This window comes from Streptomyces sp. NPDC033180, from assembly GCF_055577645.1.
The window spans coordinates 813,390-831,934 of record NZ_JBVIPU010000002.1; the positions used below are offsets into that span (position 1 = coordinate 813,390).

Consider the following 18,545-nt stretch of genomic DNA (forward strand, 5'->3'; position numbering starts at 1 on the left):
GCCGGGCGGCCCACGGTAGCGTCAGCGGCGGCAGCAGATATCCGAACGGCGTTCTGGATATCGAACGCGCACCTGGCACCGAGGAATGGCACGCATGCCCGATCCCACGCCCCCGCACATATCCCCGGGGCCCCCTGGCCTCCAGGGACCGATCCGTCTTCGCGCCCACGCCCACACCGCCCTGCGCCCCGCGGCCACCGCACGGATCACCGGCGGCTTCTGGGCCGCCCGACGGCACACCAACGCCTCGGTGAGCATCCCGCAAGGGCCCGAGCGTCTCGAGCAGGCGGGCAACCTGGCCAACTTCCGTGCGGCGGCGGAGGGTTCGGGAATGTTCGCCGGGGATTTCCCGTTCCAGGACTCCGATGTCCACAAGTGGCTGGAGGCCGCCTCCTGGCAACTGGCCGACGCACCCGGCCCGCCCGGACTCGCCGCCGACGTGCACGCCTCACGTCGCTCGTCGCCGCGGCCCAGGAGCCCGACGGCTACCTCCAGACGTACTACCAGGTCGCCCACCCCGACCGGCGCTGGAGCGAGCTCGACTGGGGCCATGAGCTCTACTGCGCGGGACATCTGATCCAGGCGGGCATCGCCCACCACCGGGCCACGGGCCGGCGCGAACTCCTCGACGTGGCCGTCCGGCTCGCCGCGCACATCGACTCCGTCTTCGGGAAGGACGGCGGGGCGGGCAAGAAGGGCGACGGCATCTGCGGGCATCCGGAAATCGAGACCGCCCTCGTAGAGCTGTACCGCGAGATCGGTGAACGGCGGTTCCTCGATCTCGCCGGGCGCTTCACCGACCGCCGCGGCCACGGACTGCTCGCCGAGGGCATCGACCGCGACCGCGATCCGGGCCCGGCGTACTGGCAGGACCACCTCCCCGTACGTGAGGCGCCGACCGTCACGGGGCACGCCGTGCGTCAGCTGTACCTCCTGGCGGGGGCCACCGACCTGGCCATGGAGACCGGCGACGCGACACTGCGCGCCGCCCTGGAACGGCTCTGGCACACCATGGCGGCCGGCAAGACCTATCTCACCGGTGGCGTGGGCGCGCGCCACGAGGGCGAGGCGTTCGGCGAACCCTTCGAGCTGCCGCCGGACCGTGCGTACGCGGAGACCTGCGCGGCCATCGCCTCCGTGCAGTGGTCCTGGAGGATGGCGCTGCTCACGGGCGAGACCCGCTACTCCGACCTCGTCGAGCGCACCCTCTACAACGGCTTCCTCTCCGGCGTCGCTCTCGACGGCGACCGCTGGCTCTACGTCAACCCGCTCCAGGTGCGCGACGACCACGAAGGCCGCACCGGGGACCGGACAAACCGCCGAACGCCCTGGTTCCGCTGCGCCTGCTGCCCGCCGAACGTCATGCGGCTCCTGGCCTCCCTCCCCCACTACGTGGCGAGCGGTGACGCGGACGGACTGCAACTGCACCAGTACGCGACGGGGACGTACGCGGCGGACGCGGGAAGTGCCGTCACGGTCGAGACGGACTACCCCTGGAAGGGCCGCGTCACGGTCACCGTCGACGCGGCACCGGCCGACCGCGAATGGACGCTTTCGCTGCGTATCCCCTCCTGGTGCGCCGAGTTCACGGTGGCGGCGCCGGACCGGCAGGACCGCACGGATGCCGACGGGGGCTGGTTGCGGATGCGACGCCGCTGGCTTCCCGGCGAGCGAGTCGTCCTGGATCTCACTCTTGACGTGCGGCTCACGGAGCCGGATCCACGGGTGGACGCCGTGCGCGGCTGCCTGGCCATCGAGCGAGGGCCCCTCGTGTACTGCCTGGAGAGCGTCGATCAGCAGGCGGGCCTGCGCCTCGACGATGTGACGCTGACGCCCGCCGCCCGCGTCGCGGCCGAACATCGCCCGGACCTCCTGGGCGGCGTCACGGTCGTCACGACCACCGGACACCGCCGCTCGGACGGGGCTCGGACCGCGCTGACGGCGGTGCCGTACCACGTATGGGCGAACCGGGCGGACGGAGCGATGCGGGTCTGGATCCCACGGAGCTGACGCCCGCTGCGGGTGCCCCTCTTGCCCCGCCGGTTGAGCGCCCCCTCACCCACGCACGTATGTACGGAAGACACCACCCTTCCCCACCCGGAGACCTTCCATGGCAGACGCGGGCAACGTCACCGCTCTCTTCCGCGCGTCCACCGCGCACAGCCCCTCGTACTCCGCGCTGAACAGGGCGGCGGCGGACAGCGGGCAGCCGCTCGTCGACTTCTGCATTCCGTGCAATCCGTACTTCCCCACGCCCGAGATGTACGAGGAGCTCGGCGGGCGGCTGCGGGACATCCTCACGTACTACCCGAGCGGCGCGGACACCATCACCGCCGAGCTCAGTGCCGTGCTCGGGCTCAATCCGCAGACCGTCGTCATGGGCAACGGCTCGACCGAACTCATCACCTGGATCGACCACTTGCTGGTGCGCGACGCGCTCGCGGTGCCCGTGCCGACGTTCGGGCGGTGGACCGATCAGTCGATGGAGACCGGCAAGCGCGTCGACATGTTCCTGCTTCCGGAGGCCGACGGTTTCGTGCTCGAACCGGCGGCCTACGTCGACTTCGTGCGGGCCCGAGGCTCGCGTACAGCGGTCATCTGCAATCCCAACAACCCGGACGGGGGCCTCCTTCCGCGCCGCTCCGTGCTCGCGCTGCTCGACGCGCTGCAGGAGCTCGACCTGGTCGTCGTGGACGAGTCGTTCCTCGAGTTCGCCGACGCGGGACCGGAGTCGAGCATCGTCGACGAGGCGGTCCTGCGGCCCAACGTCATCGTGCTGCGCAGCCTCGGCAAGAACTTCGGACTGCACGGGGTGCGCTTCGGCTATCTCGTCGCCAACCCGGGCCTGGCCGGCAGGGTGCGCGCCGCGCTGCCGAAGTGGAATCTCAACTCCTTCGCGGAGACCGTGGTGTTCATGCTGAGACAGCACCGCAGCGCCTATGAGCTGAGCCTGCGTCAGGTGCGGCGCGACCGCCAGGAGATGATCTGGCACCTCGGTCGCCTTCCCGGACTCACCAGCTACCCCTCGCAAGGGAACTTCGTGTACGTGCGGCTGCCCGACGGCGTCGACGGAGCGGTGCTGCGGGACCGGCTGCTCGCGGAGCACGGCATCCTGGTCCGCGAGTGCGGCAACAAGATCGGCAGCTCGAGCCGCTTCCTGCGCCTGGTGGTCCGCCCTCCGGTCGACGTACAACCCCTGATCAACGGCCTCGAACAGGCGCTGTACGCGGGTGGGGCCACCGGCCTCCTGCCGGCCCCCTACGGCTCGGGGAACCCCGCGGTGGACCGGCTTGTGATGCGGGCGTGAGTCGTGCATGCTCCCCCAGCCGCCGTGCGGAAGGAACTCGAACATGACTGACGCCTTGGCCACCGGCCGGGACGGCGCCGTGACCAACTGGGCCGGGAACATCACCTTCTCGGCCCGCGAGCTGCACCGGCCCGCGTCGCTGTCCGCCCTGCGGGCTCTCGTCGCGGCCGGCAGCCAGGTTCGGGTGCTCGGCAGCGGCCACTCCTTCAACCGGATCGCCGACGTGGACAGCGACGGAGAGGGCATGGTTCTTCTCTCCCTCTCCGCTCTCGATCCGTCCATCGACGTGGACACCGCGAAGCGCACCGTGCGCGTGTCGGGCGGCGTGCGGTACGCCGAACTGGCGCGGCACGTCGCCTCGTTCGGTCTCGCCCTGCCCAATATGGCCTCGCTGCCCCACATCTCGGTGGCCGGTTCGGTCGCCACCGGGACGCACGGCTCGGGCAACGGCAACCAGTCCCTCGCGGAGATCGTGCGCGCGGTGGAGCTGGTGACCGCCGACGGGGAGACCCGCGTACTGACCCGTGGTGACGACGGGTTCGACGGCGCCGTCGTCTCGCTCGGCGCGCTCGGCGTGGTTGTCGCCCTCACCCTCGACCTGGAGCCGGACTACACGGTGAGCCAGCACGTGTTCGCCGAACTGCCCCTCTCAGAGGTGGACTTCGAGGCTGTGTCATCGGCGGCGTACAGCGTGAGTCTGTTCACGGACTGGCGAGGGTCGCGCTTCAACCAGGTGTGGCTCAAGCAGCGCGGCGGGGCCCCCGTCGCCTTCCCCTGGGCGCCGCCCGTCCAGGAGCCCCGCCATCCAGTACCGGGCATGCCCGCCGTCAACTGCACCCAGCAGCTGGGCGTCCCGGGCCCGTGGCACGAGCGACTGCCGCACTTCCGGGCCGAGTTCACGCCGAGCAGCGGGTCCGAGCTCCAGTCGGAGTATCTGCTGCCGCGGGAGCACGCACGGGCCGCCCTGGACGCGCTCGACGCCCTCAGGGGCGAGGTGGCTCCTGTCCTCCAGGTGTGCGAGGTGCGCACGGTCGCCGCCGACACCCAGTGGCTCAGCCCCGCGCACGGACGGGACACCGTGGCGTTCCACTTCACGTGGGTGCCTGACGCGACCGCCGTGCTCCCGGTGATCGCACGCGTCGAGGAACGCCTGGCCCCACTCGCGCCCCGACCACACTGGGGCAAGGTATTCGCCGCCGACCCGGCCGAGCTCGGGGCCCGCTATCCACGCTCGGCGGATTTCGCGGCGCTGGCGGGACGCCTCGACCCGGCGGGAAAGTTCCGCAACTCCTTCGTACAGCGCTTCCTGCGGCCGCTGGTCTAGGACACCCCGGGGGCATCGGCGACGGGGATGCCGAAGTCCGGTGTGCCGTCCGGCTTCCAGCCGAATTCCTGGATGCGGGTGTGGCGGTTGGGGTCGTTCAGCGGGTCTCCGACGATCTCCTTGTACTGCCGGGCGTGGTAGACGAGGACGTCGGTGCGGCCGTCCTCGGCGACGGTGAAGCAGTTGTGGCCGGGGCCGTACTGTTTGGTCGCGTTGTTGCTGGTGAAGACGGGGGTCGGCGACTTGGACCAGGAAGCGGGGTCCATGAGGTCGCTGCGGGCGTCGGCGGTGAGCAGCCCCATGCAGTAGTTGAAGTCGGTCGCGGGCGCCGAGTACGAGAGGAGGACGCGGCCGTTGCGCTGGATGACGGACGGCCCTTCGTTCGCCTTGAAGCCGACGCACTCCCAGCCGTACTCGGGTGTGGTCAGGCGTATCTGAGGACCCTTCAGGGTCCAGGGGTCGGCCATGCGGGACAGGAAGACGCCGGTGTTGTTGTCCATGCCGGGCTCGTACTGCGCCCAGGCCAGATAGCGGCTGCCGATTGGGGTCTCCCCTGCTCGAACGGAGTTGTGAGCTTGGGGAAGCGTGAAGGTGGTGGCGTCGAGGGAGAAGGTGTCCCAGGCCGTGGTGAGCTGCCCTTTCTCCGTCCAACTCCCCTTGAGGGGGTCGGCGTTGGCGTTCTCCAGGACCCAGATGCGGATCTTCCACACGTCGTCGGCCGGGGCCGCGGCGAAGTAGATGTACCACTTGCCGTTGATGTGGTGCATCTCCGGCGCCCAGATGTGCGCGGCCATGTCGCCGCTGGTGTGCCGGCGCCAGATGACGGACTCGTGTGCCCGCGTCAGGCCCCGACGTTCGAGCGGTCGATGTAGGCGATCACGTACAGCAGACCGAGGAACGGCAGCAGTCGCCACGCGGTCTTCTTGAGCACTCTGCGCTCCATGGTGCGAGCGTCCCCTCATGTCGGCGACCGTGGTTTCGAACGCCATTTGATACTCCGAACGCCGAAACGGTAAGGGGGTGTTGGGGCAGGGTCAACGGTTGCGACGAGATGCACCCGCGGGCGCTCAGTCCGCCCTCCCCAGCGCCTCCCCGCACGCCGTGATGTACGCGCTCACCAGCGGGCGGCTGTCCTCGCCCACCCGCCAGGCCAGGGCGAACCGGCTGGGCGTGATACCGCGCACCGGGCGCGTGACGACTCCACCCAGCGTGATCAGGGGCGCGTTGCCCGCGGCGACCAGGCAGACGCCGCGTCCGTCCACCAGCGCCTCGTACGTCTCGTCGGTACTGGCGATCTCCGCGCCGACGCGGGGCGGGCAGCCCGCGCGGGCGTCCAGGGCGAGCCAGTAGGCCCGCAGCGCGCCCGCGCTCTCGGGCAGCGCGAGGAAGGGTTCGTCGACGAGGTCGGCGAAGTCGACCTCGTCCTGGCCCGCGAGGCGGTGCGTCACGGGAAGGGCGACATGACGCGGCTCCTCGGCGACCACCACCCAGCCGTAGCGCTCCAGGTCGGGAAGCGGCAGCCAGACGAAGGCCACGTCCGCCGTACCGTCCGCCAGACCCGCGCTCGCGTCCTCCCAACTCACCTGCCGCAGCCGGATCGTGGCCGCCGGGTGAGCCGCACCGAACCGGGACCGTACCGCCGGCAGGAGGCCGCCGCGGGCCGGACGCGTGCTCATGCCCACGGCGAGCGTCGCCCGCTCCGCGGCCTTCGCGCGCTCCGCTGCCACGACCGCCGACTGCCAGTGTTCGAGCACCTGTTGAGCATGCGGCAGGAGCGCCGCACCCACGGGGGTGAGCCGCACGTCGCGGCGGTCCCGGACGAAGAGCTCAGCACCCAGCTGCCGTTCCAACGCCCGTATCTGCTTGCTCAGTGCGGGCTGGGATACGAAGAGCCGCTCGGCAGCGCGCGTGAAGTGCAACTCCTGTGCCACCGCTACGAAATAACGGAGATCCCTGCTGTGTACGTCCCTGCCGTGAAGGTCCATAACCATCAGCTATCACGGCAAGTCTTGGACGGGCCACCCGATTCGGACGCAGGATGATCCACAGAGCCGGGGACGGAGGAACCGGCCCCCAGTGCAAGGGAGTCCGAGATGACGAAGGTATGGCTCGTGACAGGCGCGAACAGCGGTTTCGGCCGGGCGATCACCGAGGCGGCCGTCGCCGCGGGCGGCGTGGTCGTGGCCACCGCCCGTAACGCGTCGTCCCTGGACGACCTCGTCGCGGCCCACCCCGATCAGGTCGAGGCCCTCACCCTGGACGTGACGGACACGGCCGGCATCGAGGCCGCCGTGCGTGACGTCACCGACCGGCACGGACGCGTCGACGTGCTGGTGAACAACGCGGGCCGCAGCCACGTCGGCGCCCTGGAGGAGGACTCGGACACCGAGCTGCGCGCGCTGTTCGACGTGCACGTCTTCGGCCCGGCCGCGCTGACCCGCGCCGTGCTTGCGCACATGCGGGCGCGGCGCTCGGGAGCGATCGTGCAGATGAGCAGCATGGGCGGACAGATGTCCTTCGCCGGCTTCTCGGCGTACAGCGGCACGAAGTTCGCCCTGGAGGGGATGTCGGAGGCGCTGGCCGCGGAGGTGGGCCCGCTCGGCATCAAGGTCCTGGTCGTGGAGCCCGGCGCGTTCCGCACGAGCCTGTTCGGCAACACCAGCGCGAGCCCAGTCGAGATCCCCGACTACGCCGGGACGGCGGGCGCGACCCGCACGATGGTCGCGGGCGGCGACGGTGGGCAGCCGGGCGACCCGGCCAAGGCCGCTGCCGCGATCATCACCGCGCTCGACGCCGACGAGACTCCGCTGCGCCTGCCGCTGGGTGAGGACGCCGTGGACGCGGTCGTCGGTCACCTCGACTCGGTGCGCGCGGAGATCGCCACCTGGGAGAAGGTGACCCGGGCGACCGCCTTCGACGCCTGAGCCGCCAGCCGCCTCTGAAGCCCCCACCGGCGCCTGAGGCGGTGTCAGCGGTCGCGCTTGACGGCCCGCAGGACCACGAACTTCGGGTCGGATGCGACGACTTGGGAGTTGCCGAAGAGCTTGCGCAGCTTCACGTGGTACCCGAGATGGCGGTTTCCGACGACCCACAGCTCCCCGCCGGGACGCAGCGCCGCGCGCGCCCCGCTGAACATCCGCCAGGCGGTCGCGCCGCTGGTCGCCTGGTGGCTGTGGAACGGCGGGTTGTTCAGGACGAGGTCCACGGAGCCCGCGGGCACGGCCGACAGCGCGTCACCCGCGACGAACTCGGCCCGGGCCGAGTCGGCGGCGTTCGCGCGGAAGGTCGCCTCCGCCGAGGCCACGGCCGGATACGACTCGTCGATGAAGGTGACCGTGGCGCCGGGGTCGGCGACGGCGGCGGCCGTGCCGAGCACGCCGTTGCCGCAGCCCAGGTCCACGATGCGCGCGGCGCCGTCCCCCTCGGGGCCGTTGCCGGTCGGCAGATGGCGCAGGAAGAGGCGGGTGCCGATGTCGAGACGTTCGGCGCAGAACACGCCCGCGTGATTGACGACGGTCAGCCCCGATCCCGCGCCGGAGTCGGCGTCGAGCACATAGCTGCGCGGCCACGGGCTGGGTGCGGTGCCGCGCTCGGGATCCGGCGTGCTGAAGATGAGCCGCGCCTTCTGCCGGGCGAGCGACGTCCTCGTAGGGCCGATGATCCGCTCGAAGAGGTCGAGCGTGGAGGTGTGGATCTCGGTGACCATTCCGGTGCCGACGACGACCGTACCCGCGTGCAGGGCGGGCGCGAGCCGGTGCAGCTGGTCCTCCAGGAGCGCGAGGCTCTTCGGCACACGGACCAGGAGTACGTCGATCCGGCTCGGCGGGGCGTCACCGGTCGTCGAGAGCCGCACCGCGTCCGGCGCGAACCCGGCCCGTGCCACGTTGGCCCGCGTCGCCTCCCGCGCGAGGAACGAGTCGGTGATCAGCGTCGGCCCGTGCTCGGCGAGCGCGGTGGTCAGCGCGCCCCAGCGGTCGCCGACGACCGCCACTGCGCCGGAGAGGTCGACGGGTTTCACCGCCTCCCCCTCCCCCGCCGCCTCACCCGCGGGCTCCGTCTCGCCCGCGAGATGCCGCAGCAGGTAGGCATCGGCGGCGGACCAGGCACGCAGGGGGTCGCGAGGGTCCTCGGGGAATCGTGTGAGGTCGTACGCGCCCCATGACGTGATCAGCCGGTTCATCGTGCCTTCAGGCTATCGCCACTGGTGCGCACACGATCTTCGGGGACGCCTGGTCGCGCGGGGGCGGAAGGGCACGGAAGGAAGCGGCTGCGCCGAATAGCGGCTCTTGTGGTGCGTTCGCGGCCCGTTCTCCTTACCGTCCTTTCGTGGAGCACCCGCGCATCCCACCCCCGAGGAGCCGTCATGCCGGAGTTGTTCATCGGCGGAACATGGACCACTGCCGTGGACGGGCAGGTACGGGAGATCCGCTGCCCCGCGGACAACACCCTGGTCGCGACCGTCGACGAGGCCGGGCCGAAGGACGCCGCGGCGGCGATCGCCGCCGCGCGTGAGGCCTTCGACCGCGGACCGTGGCCCGGCACCCCGGCGGCCGAGCGCGGCCGCCTGCTGCTGCGCGTGGCCGATCTCCTCGAACGCGACAAGGACGCCCTCGCCCGCGCCGAATCCCTGGACACCGGGAAGCGGCTCGTGGAGAGCGAGTACGACATGGACGACATCGCGAACTGCTTCCGCTACTTCGGAAACCTGACGGCGGCGGGCGGCTCCGACCGCGTCGTCGACGCCGGGAGCGCGGAAGTGGACAGCCGGGTGGTGCACGAGCCGGTCGGGGTGTGCGCGCTGATCACGCCGTGGAACTATCCGCTGCTGCAGACCGCCTGGAAGGTCGCACCGGCGCTCGGCGCGGGTAACACCTTCGTCCTCAAGCCAAGCGAGCTGACCCCGCACACGGCCATCATCCTGATGCGCCTGCTCACCGAGGCCGGGCTGCCGGGCGGTGCCGCCAACCTGATCCTCGGAGCCGGCCCCACCGCGGGCGCCCCGCTCAGCGAGGACCCGCGGGTCGACATGGTGTCGTTCACCGGCGGGCTCGTCACCGGGAGGCGCATCATGGCGGCCGCGGCCCCCACGGTGAAGAAGGTCGCCCTGGAACTGGGCGGCAAGAACCCGAACATCGTCTTCGCCGACGCCGACTTCGAGGCGGCGGTCGACTACGCCCTGATGGCGATCTTCCTGCACTCGGGCCAGGTCTGTTCGGCGGGCGCCCGGCTCCTCGTCCAGGACGAACTGCACGACTCGTTCGTCGACGCCGTGGTCGAGCGCGCGCAGCAGATCCGGCTCGGCGGGCCCTTCGACCTGAACGCGCGCACGGGGCCGCTGATCTCCGCCGCGCACCGCGACAAGGTCGAGGCGTACGTGGCGGCCGGCGTCGCCGAGGGCGCGGTGCTGCGGTGCGGCGGCGCACGCCCCGACGACCCGGCGCTGAGGGACGGCTACTACTACCCGCCGACCGTGCTCGACGAGTGCACGCCCGGCATGTCCGTGGTCACCGACGAGTCGTTCGGCCCGGTGCTCACCATCGAGCGGTTCCGTGACGAGGACGAGGCGGTGGCGCTCGCCAACGACACCGTCTACGGGCTGGCGGGAGCCGTCTGGTCGCAGGACAGCGGCAAGGCGCACCGCGTGGCGTCCCGGATGCGTGCGGGAACCGTGTGGATCAACGACTTCCATCCCTACGTGCCGCAGGCGGAGTGGGGCGGCATGAAGCAGTCCGGCTTCGGCCGCGAACTGGGACCGGCAGGACTGGCCGAGTACCAAGAGGCCAAGCACATCTGGCGCAACCTCGCACCGACCCCGCAGAGGTGGTTCGAATGAGTACGGACAACGGCCCAGGACCGGACCCCACCGCTCCGGCGAGGTCCCAGAGCCAGGATGACGACGACGCCCTGGGCGAGCTCGGCTACCGCCCCGAGCTCAAGCGCACCCTGGGCAACTTCCACACCTTCGCGGCGGGGATCAGCTACATCTCGATCCTGACCGGCACCTTCCAGCTGTTCTACTTCGGCGTCAGCTTCGGCGGTCCCGCCTACTGGTGGTCGTGGCCGATGGTCTTCGTCGGTCAGCTGATGGTGGCCCTGTGCTTCTGCGAGCTGGCCGCGCGGTATCCGGTCGCCGGGTCGGTCTACAACTGGGCCAAGACCATGGGCGGCCCGCACGTGGGGTGGCTCGGCGGCTGGATGATGATGACGGCCACCATGGTCTCGCTCTCGGCCGTGGCGCTTGCCTACCAGATCACGCTGCCGCAGATCTCCGACTGGTTCCAGTTCGTGGGCGACGGCAGCGGCGAGAACGACGCGGCGGCCAACGCCGTGCTCCTGGGCGCCGTGCTCATCGCCTTCTCCACGGCGATCAACGCCTTCGGCGTCCAGCTCATGGCCCGGATCAACTCCGCGGGCGTCTTCATCGAACTGATCGCCGCCGTCGGCCTGATCATCTTCCTCGCGGCGCACATCACCCGCGGCCCCAGCAGCGTCCTGACCGAGACGAACGGCCTCGGCAGCGGCCAGCACCTCGGGTACTTCGGCGCGTTCCTGACCGCCTCGCTGGCGTCGGCGTACGTGATGTACGGATTCGACACGGCCGCGTCGCTGGGCGAGGAGTCGCACAACCCCGGGCGCAACGCGCCCCGCGCCATCCTGCGCGCGCTCATCGCCTCGTTCCTCATCGGCGGTCTCATTCTGCTCTTCGCCCTGATGGCGGTGCCGGACCTGCAGTCCAAGGAACTGTCGTCGGGCGGGCTGCAGTACGTGGTCCTCGAAACGCTCGGCTCGACCATCGGCGAGATCTTCCTGTGGTGCGTGGTGGTCGCCATCACCGTCTGCGTCCTGGCCGTGCACGCCGCCGGCATCCGGCTCATGTTCGCCATGGCGCGGGACAACAACCTGCCGGCGGGCACGCATCTGGCCAAGGTCAGTCCTCGCTTCCAGACACCCGTGGTGCCCGCCGTGCTGATCGGTGTCGTGGGTCTCGTCATTCTGGTGATCAACATCAACCAGCCGCAGATCTTCTCGGTGATCACGAGCATCGCGATCATCATGATCTACGTGGCCTACCTCCTGGTCACCGTGCCCATGCTGTTGAAGCGGCTGCGCGGCGAGTGGACGCCCGCCGAGGGGAAGTTCTCGCTCGGCCGGCTCGGCCTTCCGATCAACATCATCGCCGTCCTCTGGGGCGCGGCCATGTCCATCAACCTCGCCTGGCCCCGCGCGGAGGTCTACAACGCGACGGGGCCTCAGCACTGGTATCTGCGCTGGGGCGCGTTCCTCTTCGTCGGCATCGTCGCCCTCGGCGGCTTCGCCTACTACTGGTTCGTGCAACGGCACAAGACGGGCGTGCTCGCCGAGCACCGCTTCGAGGAGGCCGTCGACCCCACCTCTCCGCCGTCACCGCCGGCCGCCCCCTGAACCCCTCTGATCTGGAGTCGTCATGCCCGCTGAGAGTCCCAAGGCCGAGTTCGACTACGTGGTGGTAGGCGGCGGCACGACAGGCGCCGTCGTCGCCGCGCGGCTGACCGAGGACCCGGACGTCAGCGTCTGCGTCCTTGAGGCAGGGCCTTCCGACGTCGGCGACGACAACATCCTCCAACTGGACCGGTGGATGGCCCTGTTGGAGTCCGGTTACGACTGGGACTACCCCGTGGAGCCGCAGGAGAACGGCAACAGCTTCATGCGGCACGCCCGCGCCAAGGTGCTCGGCGGCTGCTCGTCGCACAACTCCTGCATCGCCTTCTGGGCACCCGCCGAGGACCTCGACGAATGGGGCTCGCTCGGCTGCACGGGCTGGAGCGCCGCGGACTGCTACCCCCTCTACCAGCGGCTGGAGACCAACGACGCGCCCGGCGACCACCACGGCCGCTCGGGCCCGGTGAACATCATGAGCGTCCCGCCGAACGACCCGTGCGGTGCGGCCCTGTTGGAGGCGTGCGCGGCGGCGGACATCCCCACCACGCCGTTCAACACCGGTAAGACAGTGGTACGCGGCGCCCACTGGTTCCAGATCAACTCCCGCCCGGACGGCACTCGTTCATCCGCGTCGGTGTCGTATCTGCACCCGATCCTGGGCAAGCGGCCGAACCTCGAGGTGCGCACCGGTCTGCAGGCGAGGCGGTTGCTGTTCGACGAGAACCGGCGCTGTACGGGCGTCGAGTACCTGGAGCCCGACACCGTTCACAGCGGCAGCGTCACCGCGCGCCGCGAGGTGATCGTGTCCTGCGGTGCCATCGACTCACCGAAGCTCCTGATGCTGTCGGGGATCGGTCCTGCCGGGCATCTGCGGGAGTGCGGCGTCGACGTGCGGGTGGACTCCCCCGGAGTCGGCGCCCACCTCCAGGACCACCCCGAGGGCGTGATCATGTGGGAGGCGAAGCAGCCGATGGTCACCTCCTCCACCCAGTGGTGGGAGATCGGCATCTTCGCCAACACCGAACCTGGCCTCGACCGCCCGGACCTGATGTTCCACTACGGCTCGGTGCCCTTCGACATGAACACCTACCGGCGCGGCTATCCGACCACCGACAACGCCTTCTGCCTCACCCCGAACGTCACCCGGGCCCGCTCCATGGGCACGGTCCGGCTGCGCACCCGTGACTTCCGGGACAAGCCGATGGTCGACCCGCGCTACTTCACGCACGAGCACGACATCCGCGTGATGACGTACGGGCTCCGGCTCGCCCGGGAGATCGCGGCGCAGGCCCCGATGGCCGACTGGGCGGGCGCCGAACTGGCCCCGGGACCGCAGGCCACGACCGACGACGAACTCTTCGCCTACATCCGCCAGACCCACAACACCGTCTACCACCCGGCGGGCACCGTGCGGATGGGAGCGACGGACGACGCGGACTCGCCGCTCGACCCCGAACTGCGGGTCAAGGGCGTCACCGGGCTCCGTGTCGCCGACGCGTCGGTCATGCCGTTCCTGCCCGCGGTCAACCCGTGCATCACCACGATGATGATCGGCGAGAAGTGCGCGGACATGATCAAGGCGAGCTGAGCGACAGCGAGGGGCTCAGGAACGGTCGAACCAGGTGGGCTGTTCCTCCGCCATGGCCTGCTTGATCCTGAAGACCCCGAACTCGTGAAGATCGGGCAGTTGGTCCACGGCGAACCAGCCCACTTCGAGCGACTCGTCGTCATTGACGCGGGCCTCGCCGCCGACGGCCCGGCAGCGCAGGGTGATGTCCATGAACTGGCAGGTGTCGCCGTTCGGGTACGTCATCGGCTCCAGGGCCTCGACGAGCACGACGCGCTCGGGCACGCAGTGCACCGCGGTCTCCTCGAAGACCTCGCGCACGGCGCACGCGGCGGGCTGCTCCCCGGGATCCGGGATGCCGCCGATGACCGACCACTTGCCGTTGTCGGAGCGCCGCCCGAGGAGCACTCTGCCCTCGTCGTCGAAGACGATGGCGGTGACTCCGGGGAGCCACAACAGCTGGTGGCCGGCGTCGGCCCGGATCGTGCGGATGAAGTCAGGAGTTGCCATGCCGTCGACCCTAACGGGACCGACGGGCGCGCTTGGCCCGTACGGCGCCCGTCACCACCCATCCGAGACCGCCGGCGGCGATCAGCACGAGGATGCCCTCGGGCAGGACGCCGTAGCGGGTGGCCGGGGTCTGTGAGGACCGCAGCGGCACCTCCTCGACGAGCGAGTCGGCGGTGAACCACTCGGTCTTCTGCGAGACATGGCCGTCCGGCATGATGATCGCGCTGACGCCGCTGGTCACGGGAACGGTGACGGTGCGGCTGTGCTCGACGGCGCGGATCCGCGACATGGCCAGCTGCTGGTAGGTCATCTCGCTGCGGTCGAACGTCGCGTTGTTGCTGGGTACGGAGATCAGCTGCGCGCCGTGGGTGACGGTGTCGCGCACGGCCCAGTCGAACGCGGCTTCGTAGCAGGTGGCGAGGCCCACCTTGGTGCCCGCCATGGTGAAGACGCCGGGCTGTGCGCCCCGGCTGAAGTCCTGACGGACCATGCCGACGTCGCTGCTGAAGAAGCCCACGATGTCGCGCAGCGGGATGTACTCGCCGAAGGGCTGGATCTGCCGCTTGTCGTAGGTGTCCGTGGGGCCCTTCTTCGGGTCCCAGAGGATCTGCTCGTTGAAGAGCTTGCCGTCCTTGGTCTCGACGACTCCGCCCACCGAGATGGGGGCGCCGATCGCCTTGACCGCACGCTCGATGGCCGCGTGGGCGTCGGGATTGGTGAACGGGTCGATGTCGGAGGAGTTCTCCGGCCACAGGACGAAGTCGGGCTGCTTCGCCTTGCCCGCCTTCACCCGGTCCGCGAGCCGCTCGGTCTCGCGCACATGGTGGTCGAGCACGGCGCGGCGCTGGGCGTTGAACTCCAGGCCCGCCTGCGGGACGTTGCCCTGGATGGCGGCGACGGTCGCGGTGCCGTCCTCGGCGTCGTCGCTGACGAGCGGGCGCGCGGCGAAGGCACCGGCGACCGGGACGAGCACGCTGAGCAGGGCCGCGGCCGCCGCACCACGGCGTACGACGCGGGAGCCGTGTGGGTCGCGGGCATCCCGTACCTGCCGGACGACCTCGTACAGGCCGAAGCCGCACAGGACCACGGCGAACCCGAGCACCGGAGTGCCGCCGAGCGCGGCCAGCGGCAGGAAGACGCCGTCCGCCTGCCCGAAGGCGATCTTCCCCCAGGGGAATCCGCTGAAGGGCACGCGCGCGCGTGCCGCCTCACCGGCGATCCAGAGGGCGGCCGCCCAGAGCGGATATCCGGGCAGCCGGGACACAGCGGCCATGCCCGCTCCGACGAGGGCGACGAACATCGCCTCGATGGCGGCGAGCGCCAGCCAGGGCCCCGGCCCGACCTCCACTCCGGTCCACACCAGGAGCGGCAGCAGGAAGCCGAGGCCGAAGAGATAGCCGAGCCCCAGGCCCGCTTTCCCACTGCGGCCGTGCAGACTCCAGGCGAACACCGCGAAGGCCGGCAGGGCCAGCCACCACAGGGTGCGTGGCGGAAAGCTGACGTAGAGCAGCACTCCGGAGAGTGCCGCCGCGGCGGCCGGGACGAGCGCTCGCAGGAAGCGGGCCTTGCGCGAGGCGGGCGCGGGCCGCGGTCCGAGCTGCTCCGACTCGTCTACGGAGGTGGTGGTGGCGGTCACTCGGGGAGTCTACGGCGCGTTACGTGGACAGAGACAGGACGGTCGTGCCCGGCCGCCACCGCCTCGCCCGCCCCCGCGGGCAGTGGTCGCCGGAGGCCTCGTCCACACGATCGACGGATCGTTCCTGCGCAAGATGTCCACATCTCACGGCCCCAGCGACTACGGTGTGCCCGAGTCCCTGACCTGCGGCCGGATCAAGCCACAGCGTTCGGGGCCCGTCATACTGCGGGGGGCGACGGGGTGGGGACAACGGGGACGGCCGCGAAGGCCGGGCCACCAGGGGCGTACGAACGGCGCAGCGCGTCCGACGCGACGGGCTGCGCGCTGCTCGGCGTGTGCGCGGCCTGGACCCTGATCACAGCCGGGGTGCACGGCGGCCGGCCCGAGGGCGTGCTCCTCGCGGTGCTCGCCGTGGCCGCGGGGTACGCGGGCGGGCGGATCTGCGGTGCGCTGCTGCCGGTGGCCGCGCCCTGCGCCGGAGCGCTGGCAGGGGTCGGCCTCGCGGCAGCGGCCCCGCAACTCTCGCCGGGCCCCGTCAGCGCGGCTCCGCTGGGCCACACCGGCGCCACGGCCGCGCTCCTGATCCTGGCGTCGGGGGCGGCCTGCTCCGCGGCGTGGGCGGCGCGGACCCCCTCGACACGGCTCACGATGCGGCTGCTCGCCGTGGGGATCGTGGTGGCCGCCGCGGCGCTCGGCTCGGTGGCCGGCCTCGTCGCGTGCGCCGGGATCCTGCTGTGCTCGCTGGCGACCGCCCTGATGCGGCGCAGAGTGCTCGGCCTCGTCGGTCTCGCTCTGGCGACGGCGGTGGTGACCGGACTGACATGGGCGATCGCCGACGACGTGCTGCCGGAGGGGCTGAGCGCCTCCCTGGAGGGCCAGCTCGACGGGCACCGCGTCCAGCTGTGGCAGGACGCGCTCGCGCTCACCGGCCGGGAACCGGCGCTCGGGGTGGGCCCCGGCCGGTTCGCCGATGTCAGCCCCACGGTCACCGAACACTTCCTCACGGACGGCAAGCCCCATTCGGCGCCGTTGCAGCAGGCGGCCGAGCAGGGCCTGGTGGGTGTGGTTCTTCTCGCGGCGGTGTTCTGCTGGCTGCTGTACGCCCTGTACCGCTCGCCACGCTCCACCCAGGTCGTCCTGTCGGCGGGCGCGGCCCTGACGGCGCTGGCCTCCGTGGCCTCGGTCGGCAACGCTCTGAGCCTCACGGCGGTGACGACGGGTGCGGGGTACCTCGCGGGCATCGCCACGGCGCGACCGCTGGGCGATGAACCGGCTCAGGTCAGGCTGCCGGACGCCCCGCCATGGACAGCCGGGCGCGGATGATGCGTACGGCTGCTTCGGCGTCGTCGACGGTGACGGTGAACGTGCGGCCGTCGCCCAGGCTGAGGACCAGGCCCTCACCCCGCCTGACCACGACGGCGGTGCCGATGTCGGGCCGCGAGCGGTACCCCCAGCCGCCCCACTGCCGGGGGCAGACGACCTGCTCGAACTCGGCCCGCACCACGTGGGAGAGGAGGATGCGGCGGCGCGGTACGCCCATGTGCCCGCAGCGCACTTCCAGGCAGTCCTGGTCGACCTTCACGGCGACATGGACGAAGGCGAGGGTGCCGAACAGGATCAGCAACCCGGCTGCGATGCACCCCACGACGGACATGGCGAGGGCCGCGATCCCGGACGTCCACATGTTGTCGACGGCCAGCTCGATCCCCAGCGCCAGGCAGAGGGCGCCGGCCAGCGCCAGCAGCCACTGCACGCGGTTGGTCGCGCTACCGGTCCAGACTTCCGGCGGGGCGTCGGCAGTGCTGCCCCGCTCACCGTGGGTGTGGTCCCTCATGCGAATGAGAGTACCGACGTTCCGGTGGGAAGGCACGGCATCGCGGAGCGTTACCACTCCGGTTGTACGGGCGGGACCGCTCTGTACGCGGGGTGGGGCAGGGCCCGGCGTGCGGCCCCGTCACGCGTCCGTACGGGGGGCTCAGCGGGCGGGGGTCGCCGCCGCGAGCAGCCTGCCTTCGGCGTACGTGTGGGCGGCGAGGGGCAGCTCGGCGGCGCGGCCGCTCAGGATCACCGTCAGGCCGCCTTCCGTGCCGGTCCCGGGGCCGGGAAGCTCTCCGGTCCTGCGCAGCGCCTGGGCGGCGACTGCTCCGGCGGAGCCGTGCAGGACGAGGGGCGGCGACCCGGGCTGTTGGAGGGCCGCGCGGATGCGCTCCCCGACCAGCTCGTAATGGGTGCAGCCCAGGACGACGGCCCTTACATCACGCGGAGTGAGGGCCGCGGCCGCGGCGACCGCCTTGTCGATGGCCGCCTCGTCGGCGTGCTGCACGGCGTCCGCGAGGCCGGGGCAGGGCACTTCGGTGACGCCGACGCCGCCGGCGAACTCCTCGATGAGGCCGCGCTGGTAGGGGCTTCCGGTGGTGGCGGGGGTGGCCCAGATGGCGATGGGGCCGCCGCCCGCCGCGGCCGGCTTGATCGCCGGTACGGTCCCGATGATGGGCAGGCCGGGCTCGAAGCGGGCCCGCAGGGCTGGCAGTGCGCTCACGGACGAGGTGTTGCAGGCGACGATCAGCGCTTGGGGGTGGTGCGCCGCCGCCGCCTCCGCGATGGCGAGCGAGCGCTCCGTGACGTCCTCGGCGGTGCGCGGGCCCCAGGGCAGTCCGTCGGGGTCCGACGAGAGGACGAGATCGGCGTCCGGCCGCAGACGACGCACCGCTACCGCGGCGGGGAGCAGGCCGATACCGGAGTCAATGAGCGCGATCTTCACCCGGTCACCATAGTCGATGGG

At 71.1% G+C, this 18,545-nt stretch carries 13 protein-coding genes and 2 pseudogenes; 8 read left to right on the top strand and 7 right to left on the bottom strand.

The genetic code is table 11. The annotated features are described in order from the left end of the window. The first annotated feature begins 94 nt into the window (after positions 1-94). From ACZ5WE_RS10370 to ACZ5WE_RS10380, 3 genes and pseudogenes are all read left to right on the top strand, one after another. Positions 95-2,010 (top strand): annotated as a pseudogene (locus ACZ5WE_RS10370) (glycoside hydrolase family 127 protein). A 100-nt stretch (positions 2,011-2,110) separates the two neighbouring features. Further along, positions 2,111-3,307 (top strand): pyridoxal phosphate-dependent aminotransferase, encoded by a 1,197-nt coding sequence (locus ACZ5WE_RS10375; RefSeq protein WP_467683893.1) that lies wholly within the window; start codon positions 2,111-2,113, stop codon positions 3,305-3,307. Between the two features lie 43 nt (positions 3,308-3,350). Continuing rightward, on the top strand, positions 3,351-4,631 hold the full coding sequence (locus ACZ5WE_RS10380; protein WP_467683891.1) for an FAD-binding protein: 1,281 nt from the start codon (positions 3,351-3,353) through the stop codon (positions 4,629-4,631). Here ACZ5WE_RS10380 and ACZ5WE_RS10385 read toward each other — a convergent pair. After that, a pseudogene (locus ACZ5WE_RS10385) lies at positions 4,628-5,488 on the bottom strand (glycoside hydrolase family 43 protein); the annotation flags it as partial. The gene ACZ5WE_RS10380 and the pseudogene ACZ5WE_RS10385 overlap by 4 nt on opposite strands. 210 nt (positions 5,489-5,698) lie before the next feature. Further along, positions 5,699-6,622, bottom strand: a complete 924-nt coding sequence (locus tag ACZ5WE_RS10390) for a LysR family transcriptional regulator (protein WP_467683889.1) — start codon at positions 6,620-6,622, stop codon at positions 5,699-5,701. Between the two features lie 102 nt (positions 6,623-6,724). Here ACZ5WE_RS10390 and ACZ5WE_RS10395 point away from each other — a divergent pair, with 102 nt between their 5' ends. Beyond that, a complete protein-coding gene (locus ACZ5WE_RS10395; protein ID WP_467683887.1) occupies positions 6,725-7,555 on the top strand; it encodes an oxidoreductase in 831 nt (276 codons plus the stop codon). Between the two features lie 44 nt (positions 7,556-7,599). Here ACZ5WE_RS10395 and ACZ5WE_RS10400 read toward each other — a convergent pair whose 3' ends face one another. Further along, positions 7,600-8,811: a methyltransferase gene (locus tag ACZ5WE_RS10400; RefSeq protein ID WP_467683885.1), complete on the bottom strand. Its 1,212-nt coding sequence runs from the start codon at positions 8,809-8,811 to the stop codon at positions 7,600-7,602. A gap of 183 nt (positions 8,812-8,994) precedes the next feature. On the opposite strand from ACZ5WE_RS10400, the gene ACZ5WE_RS10405 reads away from it, so the two are divergent. From ACZ5WE_RS10405 to ACZ5WE_RS10415, 3 genes are read left to right on the top strand one after another with little or no spacing between them, the layout of a single operon-like run. Further along, complete coding sequence (locus ACZ5WE_RS10405) at positions 8,995-10,464, top strand: aldehyde dehydrogenase family protein (RefSeq protein ID WP_467683883.1); 1,470 nt, start codon at positions 8,995-8,997, stop codon at positions 10,462-10,464. Continuing rightward, on the top strand, positions 10,461-12,053 hold the full coding sequence (locus ACZ5WE_RS10410; RefSeq protein ID WP_467683881.1) for an APC family permease: 1,593 nt from the start codon (positions 10,461-10,463) through the stop codon (positions 12,051-12,053). Before ACZ5WE_RS10405 ends, ACZ5WE_RS10410 begins: the two co-directional genes overlap by 4 nt. A 22-nt stretch (positions 12,054-12,075) precedes the next feature. Then, positions 12,076-13,638, top strand: coding sequence for a GMC family oxidoreductase (locus ACZ5WE_RS10415; RefSeq protein WP_467683879.1), 1,563 nt, complete (start codon positions 12,076-12,078; stop codon positions 13,636-13,638). Between the two features lie 15 nt (positions 13,639-13,653). Here the strand turns inward: ACZ5WE_RS10415 and ACZ5WE_RS10420 are convergent, their stop codons facing one another. Beyond that, complete coding sequence (locus ACZ5WE_RS10420; RefSeq protein WP_467683878.1) at positions 13,654-14,127, bottom strand: NUDIX hydrolase; 474 nt, start codon at positions 14,125-14,127, stop codon at positions 13,654-13,656. A 10-nt stretch (positions 14,128-14,137) separates the two neighbouring features. Next, on the bottom strand, positions 14,138-15,763 hold the full coding sequence (gene lnt, locus ACZ5WE_RS10425; protein WP_467683876.1) for an apolipoprotein N-acyltransferase: 1,626 nt from the start codon (positions 15,761-15,763) through the stop codon (positions 14,138-14,140). Positions 15,764-16,003: 240 nt separating this feature from the next. Between lnt and ACZ5WE_RS10430 the strand changes: the two genes are divergently transcribed. Continuing rightward, positions 16,004-17,086: an O-antigen ligase family protein gene (locus ACZ5WE_RS10430; RefSeq protein WP_467683874.1), complete on the top strand. Its 1,083-nt coding sequence runs from the start codon at positions 16,004-16,006 to the stop codon at positions 17,084-17,086. Here ACZ5WE_RS10430 and ACZ5WE_RS10435 read toward each other — a convergent pair. Beyond that, positions 17,043-17,597, bottom strand: a complete 555-nt coding sequence (locus ACZ5WE_RS10435) for a hypothetical protein (protein ID WP_467683872.1) — start codon at positions 17,595-17,597, stop codon at positions 17,043-17,045. The two genes, ACZ5WE_RS10430 and ACZ5WE_RS10435, sit on opposite strands and share 44 nt — an antisense overlap. A 141-nt stretch (positions 17,598-17,738) precedes the next feature. Further along, on the bottom strand, positions 17,739-18,524 hold the full coding sequence (locus tag ACZ5WE_RS10440; protein ID WP_467683870.1) for a glutamate racemase: 786 nt from the start codon (positions 18,522-18,524) through the stop codon (positions 17,739-17,741). Positions 18,525-18,545: the final 21 nt, after the last annotated feature.

Bases quoted from the DNA above. Each gene is read 5' to 3' on its own strand.
- ACZ5WE_RS10395 (WP_467683887.1), top strand. From the start codon at position 6,725: ATGACGAAGGTATGGCTCGTGACAGGCGCGAACAGCGGTTTCGGCCGG.
- ACZ5WE_RS10410 (WP_467683881.1), top strand. From the start codon at position 10,461: ATGAGTACGGACAACGGCCCAGGACCGGACCCCACCGCTCCGGCGAGG.
- ACZ5WE_RS10415 (WP_467683879.1), top strand. From the start codon at position 12,076: ATGCCCGCTGAGAGTCCCAAGGCCGAGTTCGACTACGTGGTGGTAGGC.
- ACZ5WE_RS10435 (WP_467683872.1), bottom strand. From the start codon at position 17,597: ATGAGGGACCACACCCACGGTGAGCGGGGCAGCACTGCCGACGCCCCG.
- ACZ5WE_RS10420 (WP_467683878.1), bottom strand. From the start codon at position 14,127: ATGGCAACTCCTGACTTCATCCGCACGATCCGGGCCGACGCCGGCCAC.
- ACZ5WE_RS10400 (WP_467683885.1), bottom strand. From the start codon at position 8,811: ATGAACCGGCTGATCACGTCATGGGGCGCGTACGACCTCACACGATTC.
- ACZ5WE_RS10405 (WP_467683883.1), top strand. From the start codon at position 8,995: ATGCCGGAGTTGTTCATCGGCGGAACATGGACCACTGCCGTGGACGGG.
- ACZ5WE_RS10380 (WP_467683891.1), top strand. From the start codon at position 3,351: ATGACTGACGCCTTGGCCACCGGCCGGGACGGCGCCGTGACCAACTGG.
- ACZ5WE_RS10390 (WP_467683889.1), bottom strand. From the start codon at position 6,622: ATGGTTATGGACCTTCACGGCAGGGACGTACACAGCAGGGATCTCCGT.
- ACZ5WE_RS10375 (WP_467683893.1), top strand. From the start codon at position 2,111: ATGGCAGACGCGGGCAACGTCACCGCTCTCTTCCGCGCGTCCACCGCG.